This window comes from Mycobacterium deserti (genome assembly GCF_025345615.1).
Classification (GTDB): domain Bacteria; phylum Actinomycetota; class Actinomycetes; order Mycobacteriales; family Mycobacteriaceae; genus Mycobacterium; species Mycobacterium deserti.
On record NZ_JAODWD010000001.1, the window covers coordinates 765344 to 779348 of the forward strand.

The 14005-nt window shown below is 66.7% G+C and carries 14 protein-coding genes; 6 read left to right on the plus strand and 8 right to left on the minus strand.

The genetic code is table 11. The features are described 5' to 3' along the window. Positions 1 to 21 precede the first annotated feature (21 nt). Complete coding sequence (locus tag N4S67_RS03825; protein WP_260991587.1) at positions 22 to 1365, plus strand: HAMP domain-containing sensor histidine kinase; 1344 nt, start codon at positions 22 to 24, stop codon at positions 1363 to 1365. A gap of 7 nt (positions 1366 to 1372) precedes the next feature. On the opposite strand, the gene N4S67_RS03830 is transcribed toward N4S67_RS03825, so the two are convergent. Then, the gene (locus N4S67_RS03830) at positions 1373 to 1741 is read right to left on the minus strand and encodes an FKBP-type peptidyl-prolyl cis-trans isomerase (RefSeq protein ID WP_260991588.1); all 369 of its coding nucleotides are present in this window, start codon (positions 1739 to 1741) and stop codon (positions 1373 to 1375) included. 31 nt (positions 1742 to 1772) lie between these two features. Here N4S67_RS03830 and N4S67_RS03835 point away from each other — a divergent pair, with 31 nt between their 5' ends. Then, the gene (locus N4S67_RS03835; RefSeq protein ID WP_260991589.1) at positions 1773 to 2021 is read left to right on the plus strand and encodes a DUF2630 family protein; all 249 of its coding nucleotides are present in this window, start codon (positions 1773 to 1775) and stop codon (positions 2019 to 2021) included. Continuing rightward, a complete protein-coding gene (locus N4S67_RS03840) occupies positions 2018 to 3580 on the plus strand; it encodes a phytoene desaturase family protein (RefSeq protein ID WP_260992043.1) in 1563 nt (520 codons plus the stop codon). Before N4S67_RS03835 ends, N4S67_RS03840 begins: the two co-directional genes overlap by 4 nt. A 3-nt stretch (positions 3581 to 3583) precedes the next feature. On the opposite strand, the gene N4S67_RS03845 is transcribed toward N4S67_RS03840, so the two are convergent. From N4S67_RS03845 to pdxH, 6 genes are all read right to left on the minus strand, one after another. Next, entirely contained in the window at positions 3584 to 4003 is a 420-nt protein-coding gene (locus tag N4S67_RS03845; RefSeq protein WP_260991590.1) for a MarR family winged helix-turn-helix transcriptional regulator, read from the minus strand. Then, entirely contained in the window at positions 3993 to 5429 is a 1437-nt protein-coding gene (locus tag N4S67_RS03850) for a DHA2 family efflux MFS transporter permease subunit (RefSeq protein WP_260991591.1), read from the minus strand. Before N4S67_RS03850 ends, N4S67_RS03845 begins: the two co-directional genes overlap by 11 nt. A gap of 116 nt (positions 5430 to 5545) precedes the next feature. Then, the gene (locus N4S67_RS03855; protein ID WP_260991592.1) at positions 5546 to 6853 is read right to left on the minus strand and encodes a citrate synthase; all 1308 of its coding nucleotides are present in this window, start codon (positions 6851 to 6853) and stop codon (positions 5546 to 5548) included. 92 nt (positions 6854 to 6945) lie between these two features. After that, entirely contained in the window at positions 6946 to 7596 is a 651-nt protein-coding gene (locus N4S67_RS03860) for a TetR/AcrR family transcriptional regulator (RefSeq protein WP_260991593.1), read from the minus strand. A 70-nt stretch (positions 7597 to 7666) separates the two neighbouring features. Then, positions 7667 to 8941: an MFS transporter gene (locus N4S67_RS03865; RefSeq protein ID WP_260991594.1), complete on the minus strand. Its 1275-nt coding sequence runs from the start codon at positions 8939 to 8941 to the stop codon at positions 7667 to 7669. Then, a complete protein-coding gene (gene pdxH, locus N4S67_RS03870; protein WP_390893245.1) occupies positions 8941 to 9597 on the minus strand; it encodes a pyridoxamine 5'-phosphate oxidase in 657 nt (218 codons plus the stop codon). The genes N4S67_RS03865 and pdxH overlap by 1 nt, the downstream gene beginning before the upstream one ends. 112 nt (positions 9598 to 9709) lie before the next feature. On the opposite strand from pdxH, the gene N4S67_RS03875 reads away from it, so the two are divergent. The 3 genes from N4S67_RS03875 (at position 9710) to N4S67_RS03885 (ending at position 12359) form a co-directional block, all read left to right on the plus strand. Beyond that, complete coding sequence (locus N4S67_RS03875) at positions 9710 to 10825, plus strand: citrate synthase 2 (RefSeq protein WP_260991596.1); 1116 nt, start codon at positions 9710 to 9712, stop codon at positions 10823 to 10825. After that, a complete protein-coding gene (locus N4S67_RS03880; protein ID WP_260991597.1) occupies positions 10822 to 11427 on the plus strand; it encodes a maleylpyruvate isomerase N-terminal domain-containing protein in 606 nt (201 codons plus the stop codon). Before N4S67_RS03875 ends, N4S67_RS03880 begins: the two co-directional genes overlap by 4 nt. A gap of 86 nt (positions 11428 to 11513) precedes the next feature. Then, complete coding sequence (locus tag N4S67_RS03885; RefSeq protein WP_260992044.1) at positions 11514 to 12359, plus strand: glycoside hydrolase family 16 protein; 846 nt, start codon at positions 11514 to 11516, stop codon at positions 12357 to 12359. A 12-nt stretch (positions 12360 to 12371) separates the two neighbouring features. Here N4S67_RS03885 and N4S67_RS03890 read toward each other — a convergent pair whose 3' ends face one another. Next, positions 12372 to 13877 carry a glycosyltransferase family 39 protein gene (locus tag N4S67_RS03890; RefSeq protein WP_260991598.1) on the minus strand — a complete coding sequence of 502 codons (1506 nt, stop codon included), beginning with the start codon at positions 13875 to 13877 and terminating at the stop codon, positions 12372 to 12374. Positions 13878 to 14005 lie beyond the last annotated feature (128 nt).

Sequence of the window (14005 nt, forward strand, 5' to 3'; positions counted from 1 at the left end):
AAGAACCGACAGCAGTAGCCGATGAGCCTGCTGTCACGCTTCTTCCGACGCACCCCCTCGCTACGCACCCGCGTCGCGCTGGCCACGGCGATCGGGGCGGCGATCGTCGTGGTGATCGTCGGAACCGTCGTCTGGGTCGGCATCACCAACGACCGCAAGGAACGCCTGGATCGCCGCCTCGACGAGGCCGCCGGGTTCGCGATCCCGTTCTTGCCCCGCGGACTCGACGAGATCCCGAAGTCGCCGAACAACCAGGACGCCGTGATCACGGTGCGCCGGGGCGAGGAGGTGACGTCCAACTCGAACGTCGTGCTGCCGCAGATGAATCCCGGCTACGCCGACACCTACGTCGACGGGGTGCGCTACCGGGTGCGCACCGTCGACATCCCCTACTACCCGGGGCCGATGTCGGTGGCCGTCGGCGCGACCTACGACGACACCATCAATGACACCAACAACCTGCACCGCAGGGTGATCATCATCTGCGTGTTCGCCGTCGGGGCCGCCTCGGTGTTCGGCTGGGTGCTGGCCGCGCTGGCGGTGCGTCCGCTCAAACGCCTGGCCCAGCAGACCCGACAGATCGACGCCGGCGACGAGGACCCGGACGTGGAGGTGCGCGGCGCCACGGAGGCCGTCGAGATCGCCGAAGCGGTGAAGGGCCTGCTCGAGCGGGTGTGGGAGGAGCAGGACCGCACCAAGGCCGCGCTTACGTCGGCGCGCGACTTCGCCTCGGTTTCCGCGCATGAACTGCGCACGCCGCTGACCGCGATGCGCACCAACCTCGAGGTGCTGGCCACTCTCGACATGCCCGAGGAACAGCGCAAAGAAGTGGTCGGCGACGTCATCCGGACGCAGTCGCGCATCGAGGCGACCCTCGCCGCACTGGAACGGTTGGCCCAAGGCGAGCTGTCGACCTCCGACGACCACGTCCCGGTCGACATCACCGACCTCTTGGACCGCGCGGCGCACGACGCGATGCGGGTCTACCCGGATCTGGACGTCTCGCTGGTGCCCGCCCCGACGGTGATCATCCTGGGCCTGCCCACTGGCCTGCGGTTGGCGGTGGACAACGCGATCGCCAACGCGGTCAAGCACGGCGGGGCGTCGCGGGTTCAGTTGTCGGCGGTGCCGTCACGCGCGGGGGTCGAGATCGCGATCGACGACGACGGCGTTGGCGTTCCCGAGGAGGAGCGCAAAGTGGTGTTCGACCGGTTCTCCCGCGGCTCGACGGCGTCGCATTCCGGCTCCGGCCTCGGCCTCGCGCTGGTCGCCCAGCAGGCCGAATTGCACGGCGGCACAGCGTCGTTGGAACAGAGTCCGCTCGGCGGTGCCCGCCTGCTGCTGAAGCTGCCTGGCGTCCGCTAGCGGGCGGCTACTTCGTCGCCAGTAGGTCGATGACGAAAATCAGCGTCTTTCCCGACAGCCGGTGCCCACCGCCCGCGGGACCGTAGGCCTGCTCCGGTGGGATGACCAGTTGGCGGCGGCCGCCGACCTTCATACCCGGGATCCCGTCCTGCCAGCCCTGGATCAATCCGCGCAGCGGGAACTCGATCGACTCGCCGCGGTTCCACGAGCTGTCGAATTCCTCACCGGTGTCGTACTCGACTCCGACGTAGTGCACCTCGACGTTGCCGCCGGGCACCGCCTCCGCGCCGTCGCCGACGACGACGTCGGTGATCACCAACTCGGTCGGCGGCGGGCCGTCGGGAAACTCGATCTCGGGCTTTTGTCCTGAAGTCACCGCACCCACCGTAGTCGGGCAGACTGGGGGCGTGGCGAAAGACCAAGACATACTCGATAACGTCAACAAGCTGGTCGCCGAGGAGAAGGAGCTGCGGTCCAAGCTGCAGCACCGTGAGATCGACGAGTCGGAGGAGCACCAGCGGCTCAAAGCCGTTGAGATCGCCCTCGACCAGTGCTGGGACCTGCTGCGGCAGCGCCGGGCACTGCGCGAGACCGGCGGCGATCCGCGGGAGGCGCAGGTGCGTCCGCCCGGCGAGGTCGAGGGCTACCTGAACTGAGTTCTGACACCGGAGGCGCCGGGTCGGCGACATACGACGTCGTCATCGTCGGCGGCGGGCACAACGGTCTGGTGGCCGCCGCGTACCTGGCGCGGGCGGGACGACGCGTCCAGATCCTCGAGCGGCTCGACCACGTCGGCGGCGCGGCGGTGTCGGCGCTCGCATTCGACGGGATCGACGCTCGGCTGTCGCGCTACTCGTATCTGGTCAGCCTGCTGCCGCGGCGCATCGTCGAGGACCTCGGCGCGCGGGTGCGACTGGTCCGGCGGCGCTACTCGTCCTACACGCCTGACCCGACGACCGGGGGCCGCACCGGGCTGCTGGTCGGACCGACGTCGACGTTCGGCGCGATCGGCGCCGCCGCCGACGAGGCCGGCTTCGACGACTTCTACCGACGCTGTCGCAGCGTCACTGCGCGGCTGTGGCCGACGTTGTTGCAACCGCTGCAGTCCCGCGCGAAAGCCCGCGGGCTCGTCGGCGACGACGCCGCGTGGCGGTTGATGATCGACGAGCCGATCGGCCGGGCGATCTGCGACGCTGTCGACAACGACCTGGTGCGCGGGGTGATGGCCACCGATGCGCTGATCGGAACGTTCGCCCGCACCGACGACTCGTCGCTGATCCAGAACATCTGTCTGATGTATCACCTGCTCGGCAACGGGACCGGCGACTGGGACGTGCCGGTCGGTGGGATGGGCGCGGTCAGCGGTGCACTGGCCGCGGCCGCAACGGGTAACGGCGCCGAGATCGTCACCGGCGCCGAGGTTTACGCGATAGACCCGAAGGGTGAGGTGCACTATCGCCGCGACGGCAAGGAGCATCGGGCGCACGCCCGGATCGTGCTGGCGAACGTGACGCCTGCGGTGCTGGCGCGGTTGGTGGGCGACCCCGAACCACCGTCCGCACCCGGCTCTCAAGTCAAGGTGAACCTGATGCTGCGACGGCTGCCGCGCCTGCGCGACGACACCGTCACACCGGAGCAGGCGTTCGGCGGCACGTTCCACATCAACGAGACGCTGCGGCAACTCGATTCGGCCTACACGCGCGCCGACCACGGACTGATTCCGGATCCGCTGCCGTGCGAGATCTACTGCCACTCGTTGACCGACCCGTCGATCCTGTCGGAGTCGTTGCGCGAGTCGGGCGCTCAGACATTGACGGTGTTCGGGTTGCACACCCCCCACCGGTTGACGGCTGCAAGCGACCCCGACCGGGTCCGGAACGCGCTGACGTCGGCGGTGCTCAATTCGTTGAATTCCGTTCTCGCCGAACCTATCCAAGAAGTCCTGATGGAGGACGCGTCAGGTCGGCTGTGCATCGAGACGAAGACAACCGTGGACTTGGAGCGCACGCTGGGCATGACGGGCGGCAACATCTTCCACGGCGGGCTGTCGTGGCCGTTCGCCGAGGACGACGAACCGCTCGACACACCTGCACGCCGGTGGGGCGTGGCGACGGCCCACGCACGGATCATGCTGTGCGGCTCCGGGTCTCGTCGTGGCGGCGCGGTGTCGGGGATCGGCGGACACAACGCGGCGATGGCGGTGCTGGAAGGCTAGCCGCTACTTCGCCGAAAGTCGGGCGAGGATCGCTTTCAGAGCGTCGAGCTCAGCGCGCTCAAGCGTGGCCAGGACATCGGGCGCCGGGTCCTCGACCGCGTCGATCCTGTCGACCATCTCGCGGCCGGCCTCGGTCAGCGAGACCACCTTGCATCGCCGGTTCGACGGGTCGACCGCGCGCACCACGAGGCCGCGCTCCTCCAGATCGTTGACGGCCACCGTCGCCGCAGGCGCGTCGATGGTCGCGGCGTGCGCCAGGTCCTTGACCGTCATGGGCCGTCGGCTCAACCGCTTCAACACCCGAATCCGACTGAACGGCAGACCCGCTTCCTCGATTACCGCGCGCTTCCAGCTGTCGCGGTTGTCGAACACCAGCGCGGTCATCGCCCGCCAGACCTCGTCGGCCAGTCGGTTACGCGACATCGGCAGCCACCAGCGGTGCGAGCCGGTCAGCCGAGCGCAAAGCGCGCCCGGACGTCGCGTAGAAGCCCAGTACGAAGATCGTCACGCCGAGGCCGATGAAGACGAACCACAGCGGTCGCGCCGCCTCGGCGAAGTCAACGCCGGTAGCCAGCAGCGCCGAGCCCGCGATCGAACCGCACAGCGCCACACCGAGACTCACGCCGACCTGCCTGCTGGTCGACGCGATCGCGGAAGCGGCCCCGGCTCGATCAGTCGGCATACCGCTGACCGCCGCGGTGGTGACCGGCGCGTTGACGACCGAGAAGCCGACGCCGAACACGGCGAACACCACCAGCAGCTGCCACACCGGAGTGGTCGCAGTCAGGCGGGTCAGCATCAGCGACGCCGCGGTGATCAAGACTCCGGCGGTCAACAGCGACGGACGGCTGCCGAAGCGGCCCACCATCCGACCCGACAGCGGCGAAAAGATCAGTGCACCAAGGGCTACCGGCAGATATATCAGGCCGGTGTGCAGGGCGGAGAAACCCCGTTCGTCTTGCAGGTACAACGACATCATGAACAGGAACGCTCCCCATGCGGCGAACGCGCACACCGCGATCATCGTCGCCGAAGCAAAGGGAATGCTGCGGAAGAAGCGCAGATCGATGAACGGGTCGTGGCGCCGCGACTCGTAGAACACGAACGCGATGAATGCCGCCACCGCCGCAGCTAGGACTCCGATCGTTCGAACGTCGCCCCATCCGATACCCGGCCCTTCGATGAGCACGAAGACGATTCCGAACAGGAACGCCATGCCGAGGCCCTGGCCGACCGGGTCGACGTCGCGCATCGTCGCCGACTTCGATTCCGGCACGAAGATCGCGGTGAGCGCGATGGCCAGCGCGCAGATCGGCAGGTTGATCCAGAACACGGCGCGCCAGTCGACGAACTCGATGAGCGCCCCGCCGACGATCGGTCCGAGCGCCATCGAGAGGCCGACCACACCGCCCCACACGCCGATGGCGCGGGCGCGTTCCACCCGTCCGGTGAAGACCTGGGTGATGATCGACATCGCGACCGGGTTCATCATCGACCCCCCGACGGCCTGCAGGAAGCGTGCCGCGATCAGCGTCTCGATGTTCGGCGCCAGACTGCACAGAAGGGATCCGAGCGCGAATACCGTCAGGCCGAGCTGGAAGACGCGCCTGCGGCCGAACCGGTCGGCGGTCGCACCGGCGAGCAGCAGCAGCGAGGCCAGCACCAGCGTGTAGATGTCGATGACCCACTGCATCTGCGAGGGTGATGCGTGCAGATCCCCGCGGATGTTCGGGATGGCGACGTTGACGATCGTGGCGTCCATCGACACGATCAGCAGGCTCAGGCAGCAGGACACCAGGATGATGGCCTTGCGCCGGGCGCTCAATGACCGCACGACGGTTTCATTCACCGGACAATTGTGAAACTACAACTGTCCGGGCGGCAACCCACTGTGGGCGAACAGACACAAAACTGCCCAAGTTTGGGGCTAAACGGGCAGTTTTGCGTCTGCTCGCGAAGGGATGGTTAGCGGGAGCCCGGGTCTACGTAGTCGCGCTCGGTGTAGCCGGTGTAGATCTGCCGCGGGCGACCGATCTTGCCGCTGCCGTCCTCGTGCATCTCACGCCAGTGCGCGATCCAACCCGGGAGTCGGCCCACCGAGAACAGCACGGTGAACATCCGGGTGGGGAAGCCCATGGCGCGGTAGATGACCCCGGTGTAGTAGTCGACGTTGGGGTACAGCTTGCGCTCGATGAAGAAGTCGTCGGTCAAGGCGATCTCCTCGAGCTCCTTGGCGATGTCCAGCAGTTCGTCGTCGCCGCCGAGCTTGCCGAGGATCTTGTCGGCCTGCTCCTTCACGATGCGCGCCCGCGGGTCGTAGTTCTTGTAGACGCGGTGGCCGAAGCCCATCAGCTTGACGTTGTCTTCCTTGTTCTTGACCTTCTTGACGAAGGTCTGAACGTCGTCATCGCCGACGCGGATCTTCTCCAGCATCTCCAGCACCGCCTGGTTCGCGCCACCGTGCAGCGGGCCCCACAGCGCGTTGATACCGCCGGAGATCGACGTGAAGAGGTTGGCCTGCGACGAGCCGACCAGACGCACCGTCGACGTCGAGCAGTTCTGCTCGTGGTCGGCGTGCAGGATCAGCAGCAGGTCGAGCGCCCGCACAACCTCGGGGTCGACCTCATAGGGCTCGGCGGGGAAGCCGAACGTCATCCGCAGGAAGTTCTCGACCAGCGACAGCGAGTTGTCCGGGTACAGGAACGGCTGGCCGACCGACTTCTTGTAGGCGTAGGCCGCGATGGTCGGCAGCTTGGCCAGCAGCCGGATGGTCGACAGCTCCACCTGCTCGTCGTCGAACGGGTCCAGCGAGTCCTGGTAGTACGCCGAAAGGGCGTTGACAGCACTGGACACCACCGGCATCGGGTGAGCGTTGCGCGGGAAACCGTCGAAGAACCGCTTGAGGTCCTCGTGCAGCAGTGTGTGCCGCTGAATCTGAGTGGTGAATCTCTCGAGCTCGTCCTTGGTCGGCAGCTCTCCGTAGATCAGCAGATAGCTGACTTCGATGAAGTTCGACTTCTCGGCCAGCTGCTCGATCGGATACCCGCGATACCGCAGGATTCCCGCATCACCGTCGATGTAGGTGATGGCGCTCTTGGTCGAGGCGGTGTTGACGAAGCCTTCGTCAAAGGTCGTGTAGCCAGTCTTCGACAGCAGCGAGCCCAGCGCGATACCGTCAGCGCCCTCGGTGGCGGAAACGATGTCCAGGTCAATCTCGCCGCCGGGGTAGGAAAGAGTGGCCTTCTCTCCCCCACTACTTGCGTTATCGGCCACGGGTATCCCTTCTACGCTGCTGGGAATTGACTTTGTCCTACAAAAGGTAGTCCCATCGGCGCGGCCGCGCTCTGGCGGGGGCGGACAGGGCGTCAGACGGGCTGGACGACCTCTGTCATCAAGTCGGTGAACTCGGCGAACGTCGTTTCGACACGGAACACGATGTCGTCTACGGAAAGCCGAGCCCAATCCACGTTCTCGTCGGCCAGATCACCGACCGCGGTCATGATGAGCGATGCCCACACCGACGAAACCAGCTTGACCCTGCGGTCGTCCGATGCGACGCCCATCCGTTCGGCCAGCACGACGCTCACCGGATGAGCCCGGTACTCCATGGCGGCCTCGCGCAACGACGGCGAAGTCATGACGATGCGCACGATGCACAGCATCCGCTCGGCCGACAGCTCACCCGGCGGAGCCGACTTGGTGGTGTGGTACATCGCCACATACGCACGTCGAAGCGCCTCGAAGGGGTTGAGGTCGAGAGGCTGACGCGCCAACTCGACGGCGGCTTTGTCGAGCGCCTCGTCGATCAGCGCCAGACCGATGGCGTCCTTGGTCGGAAAGTACCTGCTGAAGGTGCGCGGCGACACGTCGGCGATCGCCGCAATCTGATCCACTGTCGTGCGCTCGAATCCCTGTCGCTCACACAAGCGCACCGCTGCGTCGATCAGCATCGTCCGCGTGCGTTGTTTCTTGCGTTCGCGCAGGCCGACAGCGCCGTTCCCCCGAACATCAGCCACAAAGGGCATGCTAACCCGCGCGGGGCAGACAAGCCTAAAGAATTTGGCAACGACCGCCACCTGTCGTTGCTCATACTTTGTCGTCGCCCGCCACGCGGTAGCGGACGAACGCGGGGACGACGGCCACCGCGAGGAGCACCCCGACAACCACCAGCACGCCACCGCCGGTGGCGGCGACCGTGGTGCCGACGACGGCGGCGGCCGCCCCATGCGTCGCGTCGGCCAGGCGCGGACCACCGGCGACCACGACGGTGAACACGCCCTGAAGCCTGCCGCGCACCTCGTCGGAGGCCGCCTGCTGGAGGATGGTGTTGCGGAACACCGAGGACACCATGTCGGCGGCGCCGCCGATGGCCAGGAACGCCACCGCGATCCACAACAACGTGCCCGCCGTGCCGCCTGCGAACCCGCACGCAACGCCGAAGCCGATCATCGCCACGCCCCACACCACGATGGCGACGACGACCGCAAGACCTTGGCGACGGATCCGGGGCAGCCACCCCGAGAAGACCCCGCCCGCAACCGCACCGAGCGCAATCGCGGCCGACAGCAGCGCCATCGCGGTGCCGCCCTCGATGGGGCCGCCGAAGCTCTCGTGCGCCATCTGCGGGAACAGCGCCCGCGGCATGCCGAGGATCATCGCGATGAGGTCGACGACGAACGACATCAACACCACGTTGTTGCCTGCCAGGTAGCGGAAGCCCTCGAGCACCGCCGCCAAACCCCACCCCGATCCGCCCGTGCCGCCGTTCGCGGGCGGTATCGGCGACAGCCGAAACGTCGCCCAGATCGGCACCACACAGGTGATCGCGTCGATGAGATACAGCGTGGACAGGTCGACCCAGTGGAGCATCACGCCGGCCATCAGTGGTCCGACGATCGCGCCGAGCTGCATGACGGTGATGTTCAACGAGTTGGCGGCGGGCAACTGGTCGCTGGGCAGCATGCGCGGGATCGCCGCCGAGCGGGTCGGCTGATTGATCGCGAAGAACGCCTGCTGCACCGACAGCAGGCACAGCACCACCCAGACGTTGTTCAATTCCAGCGCGGCCTGCAGCCACAGCAGCACAGAGGCCACCGCCAGACCGCACGACGCAATGATCAACAGCAGCCGCCTGTCCATCGCGTCGGCCCACGCACCGCCGAGCAGCCCGAAAACCACGAGCGGAACCAGCGCGAAGATGCCGGAAAGGCCGACGTACGCCGAGTTCTGGGTCAGCGCGTACAACTGCACCGGCACCGCGAAAATGGTCAGGTTCGCGCCGACGGTGGTGACGACCCCTGCGAACCACAACCGTCGGAAGTCCGGGGTGCGAAGCGGGGTGGTGTCGGCGAACAGCCCCACTACGGCTGAAGCCGCTCGATGCGGCTCGGTTCTACGGCCGGCTCACCGGCGGGGAAATGCAGCCGGATTCGGTTGTGCACGCGGTTCTCTCGGCCCTGCCAGAACTCGACGACCTCCGGTGCGATCAGGTAGCCGCCCCAGTTCGGCGGTACCGGGACGGCGTCATGGTCGGCGAAGCGAGAGGTCACGTCGTCCAACTGGGCCAAGAGGGCGGCGCGCGACTCGATGGGCCGCGACTGATGCGAGGCCCACGCTCCCAACTGCGAGCCGCGCGGCCGTTTCGACCAGTAGTCGGCGGTCTGCTCGGCTGCCACCTTCGTCACCGGACCGCGGACGTGGACCTGGCGGCCGAGTGAAAACCAGGGAAACGTCGCCGACGCGTACGGGGTGGCGGCCAGATGCTCACCCTTGTCGGAGTCGTAGTTCGTGTAGAAGGAGATGCCGGAGGAGTCCACGCTCTTGCACAACACAGCACGGGTCACGGGCCGTCCCTTGGCATCAACCGTGCCGATCACCATCGCATTCGGTTCCGCGGCACCCGAATTTTCGGCGTCGGCTATCCACTTGCGCAGCAGCGCAACCCAGCCCTCGGCCAGCCAGTCGGCATCCAGATCGGGGCTGCCGTCCTTCTCCACCGAGCCGTATTCCACCCGCATCCTCGCCAAGTGCTCGTCGTCTCGCGCTGCCACGCGATAACGCTACGCCTCGTCCGCGACCTGGTTACCGACCGGTAGATGCCGCGGGCGGTCCGGGTGCGAGAATCTGCCCATGACGGTGCCCGATGACTTCGTTTCCGGACTGGAAGGCGTCGTCGCCTTCACCACCGAGATCGCCGAACCGGACAAAGACGGTGGTGCACTGCGGTATCGCGGTGTGGACATCGAGGATCTGGTCGGGCAGCGGGTGACCTTCGGCGACGTGTGGAGCTTGTTGGTCGACGGCAAGTTCGGCAACGGCCTTGCGCCCGCGGAGCCGTTTCCGTTGCCGATCCACAGCGGTGACGTGCGCGTGGACGTACAGGCCGGCCTGGCCATGCTGGCCCCGATTTGGGGCTGGGGTCCCCTCCTCGACATCGACGACGACACTGCGCGCGCGCAACTCGCCCGCGCTTCGGTGATGGCGTTGTCATATGTGGCGCAGTCCGCCCGGGGTATCTACCGGCCCGCAGTTCCGCAGCGGACCATCGACGAATGTTCCACGGTCACTGAGCGGTTCATGACCCGATGGCAGGGTGAACCCGACCCCAAGCACGTCGAGGCGATCGACGCGTACTGGGTGTCGGCAGCCGAGCACGGGATGAACGCCTCGACGTTCACCGCGCGGGTGATCGCGTCCACAGGCGCCGACGTGGCGGCGGCATTGTCGGGGGCGATCGGCGCGATGAGCGGACCGTTACACGGCGGCGCGCCCGCTCGGGTGATCCCGATGATCGAGGACGTGGAGAAAACCGGCGACGCAGGCGCCGTCGTGAAGGGCATCCTCGACCGCAAAGAGAAGCTGATGGGATTCGGTCACCGTGTCTACCGCGCCGAGGACCCGCGGGCCCGCGTGCTGCGCGCCACCGCGAAACGGCTGGACGCACCGCGCTACGACGTGGCCGCCGCGCTAGAGCAGGCCGCGCTCGCCGAGCTGCGCGAACGCCGCCCCGACCGCGCGATCGAAACCAACGTCGAGTTCTGGGCCGCGGTGATCCTCGACTTCGCGCAGGTGCCGACCAAGATGATGCCCGCGATGTTCACCTGCGGCCGCACCGCCGGCTGGTGCGCGCACATTCTCGAGCAGAAGCGGTTGGGCAAGCTGGTGCGCCCGGCGGCGGCCTACGTCGGCCCCGGACCCCGCGACCCGCAATCCGTCGAAGGCTGGGACCAACTGGCCCGGTCATGACAGCCACATTCTTTTCGGCGGCAAGGAGTTTCGCCCAGCTGGTGCGTGAGATTCCCGCCGCGGCGTGGGACGGGCCGGGCCTGGGCGAGTGGGATCTGCGCGCGCTGGTGGGACACACGTCGCGCTCGTTGATCACGGTGAGCACCTACCTGAAGACCACCGCCGAGCGGGAGGACATCACGACGCCGGCGGAGTACTACGTTCGGGTGACCCCGACGGCGCTTGGAATTAGCCCAGCCGACGTTGCTGAGCGCGGGCGGCAGGCCGGAAGGGACCTCGGCGCGGATCCCGCGGCGACGATCGACGCGTTGGCCTCACGGGTATTCGACGAGGTGGCCGACGCGGGCAACCCCCTGATCGAGGTGCTCGGCGGGCTCGGTATTCGCCTGCACAATTATTTGCCGACGCGGACATTTGAACTGGCGGTCCACAGCCTAGACATTGCTGAAGCTGTCGGCATCCGGCACGTTCTGCCTCCCGATGTGCTGGACGAGGCACTCTTGCTAGGGATGCGGACTGCTGTCGAGACAGGGCACGGGGAGACGGTGCTCCTGGCGCTGACCGGACGCGCTCCCCTTCCGCCGTCGTTCTCGGTGGTCTGAATCCCGCGGGGAATTCGTTGCGACGCTTTACCACCCCTTTCGCACGCAAAGCTCGCATCGGGCTTTAAGGTAGCGAAATGCCTCAGATGGATCGTCGCAACATGATGATGATGACGGGACTCGGCTTTTTGGCCGCCACTATCCCCGTCTCCCAAGCTCACGCAGCGCCGGCGGACCGCGCGCCGCGGCCCCAGCAGCCGCCGCCGAGCGGCCAATCACAGGCCTACATTTTCCAGGACGAGTTCGACGGCCCCATGGGTGCGGCCCCCGATCGGGCCAAGTGGACGGTGCAGAGCTGGCAGGACGAGGTGTATCCGCCGGTCGAGGGGATTTACCGCGACGATCGCCGAAATGTGTTCCTCGACGGCAACTCCAACCTCGTACTACTCGCCACCAACGACATGGGCAGGCTCTACAGCGGCAAGCTGCGGGGCAATTGGCGGGGCATGATCAACACCACGTGGGAAGCGCGAATCAAACTCGACTGCCTGACCCCCGGCTGCTGGCCGGCGTTCTGGGCGGTGAACGAGGATCCGCTGCCCGACGGCGAGGTCGACATCTTCGAGTGGTACGGCAACGGCCAGTGGGCGCCGGGGACCACGGTGCACGCGGCGTCCAACGGCAAGACCTGGGAAGGGAAATCAATTCCCGGTCTCGTCGACAGTGCCTGGCACACGTGGCGGATGCGCTGGGATGAGGACGGTTTCAAGTTCTGGCGGGACTACGTCGACGGTGCCGAACCGTACTTCAGCGTGCCGCCGAACAAAATTCAGGTGTCGGGCAGGCCCGACGACTGGCGCTGGCCGTTCAACAACCCCGGCTACTGGATGCAGCCCATGTTCACCCTCGCCGTCGGCGGGCCCGGCGGCGGCAATCCCGCCCTGGGCCAGTTCCCGGCGGCGATGCTGGTCGATTACATCCGCGTCTGGTAGCCGTTACGGCGCTCACCGCTCTGCCTTGATGACCTGGACCAGGTTGAACTGCCAGCGCTCGACAAGCCGGTAGCCAAGGTCGCGCGGAACCGCGAATGCGGGGGTGCCCCCGAACCGAGGCCCCGGCGGCAACGCCGGGGCCTGTTCGTGTGCGGGCCTTGATGTGTCGGCTTCGGTGATGAACCACACGACGCGGCATACGCTCAACGGCCCAGCGCTGGCCTCCGGTATGAGATTGGTGCCGAAGACGTCATCTCGGTCCGTCGCCCGTTGCCACAGACTGATGTCGACCACGTTCCGGTAGGCATCAGGGCGTGCCGCCAGGAGGGGGCGCATGGGTGCGGGCATGAAGCCCACCGTGTCGTTCACCAGCAAGCACTCACCCGGTGCGGCTTTCGCCGTAATCAGATCGGCTACCTGGCTGTAGTCCATTCCGTACTTGGCGTACGAACTTCGTTGCACCAGAAAGAAATTGGGAGCAGCGGCGACGGCAAGTACGCTCACTGCTGCCGCCGCGGCCCAGGGCTTGACGGTCAATGCGCCCACGCAGACGCCCAGAATCAGGGCGACGGCCGGTGCGGTGAAGGACAGGTAGCGAGGTGTGTAAATCGGCTGAACCCATGCCGACCACCCGACGATCACGGCCGTCGGTATCACCAACCAGGTGATCGCCACGGTCAACAACCGTCGGTCCGCATGCATCAATTGCGTAGATGTGAAGCGCCACAGCACAATAGCCGTCGCGACGACCAGCGCCGACACGAGCGTGAACAGCGGGCTCCTCTCGAAGACCTGCTGGATCGCGACGTCCTCGATGGTCCGGCGCCCGATCGGTGAGATCCAGACGATCTGGTGCACCTGACCGACGGTTTCCCTCACGAACGGCGCCACCACGCACCCCGCGAGAACCGACGTGACGGCGAACCGCACAAGGACAGTTCGATCGCTGCGGAAAAAGCAGAGAAACGCGACGTGCGCCAGCACCATCAGTGCGAGATACACCTCGAGCAGAACCGACGTCGCGAGGACGAATCCGTATAACAGCCAGAGCCGACCCTTGTTGCGGTGGGCGGCACAGACGAGCACGAGGGTCAGCCACACCGCGGCCGTCATCGAAAGGGCATAGGGCCGCGCCTCGATGCCTGCCCACGTCGCCCGCGGCACGATCGCGCAGATGACTCCGGAGCTCACCGCGACAGTGCGAGACGAGAACTGCTTGCCCAGAACCACGACGCCGGCCGCCGCGACTCCGACAGCAAGACCGCTCGGCACCCGCGACCAGAATTCCGTCGGCGGGAAGATCGTGAACCAGCCGTGCATGAGCAGGTAGTACAGGCCGTGAACGGCGTCGACGTTGTTCAGCATCTGCCACAGCTGCCCAAGAGAGCGACTGTATGACGCCGAGATCGTCGCGGCCTCGTCGTACCAGAACGACGGCCGGCCCGCACCGATCAGACTGACTGCCGCGGCCACGACTCCGACGGCCAGGGGGTCCAGCACAGCGGGCCTCGGTCTCACCAGCACTCCCCGCCCGGACACGCCGCTATGTTGCCAGACGCCAGTCCGTGTCAGGCGCAGTCGGAGGCGGGCGACTTCGTTTGTCGGTGCCCGGTGGTTGCATGACGGTCGGCGCGATGAGTTCGGCC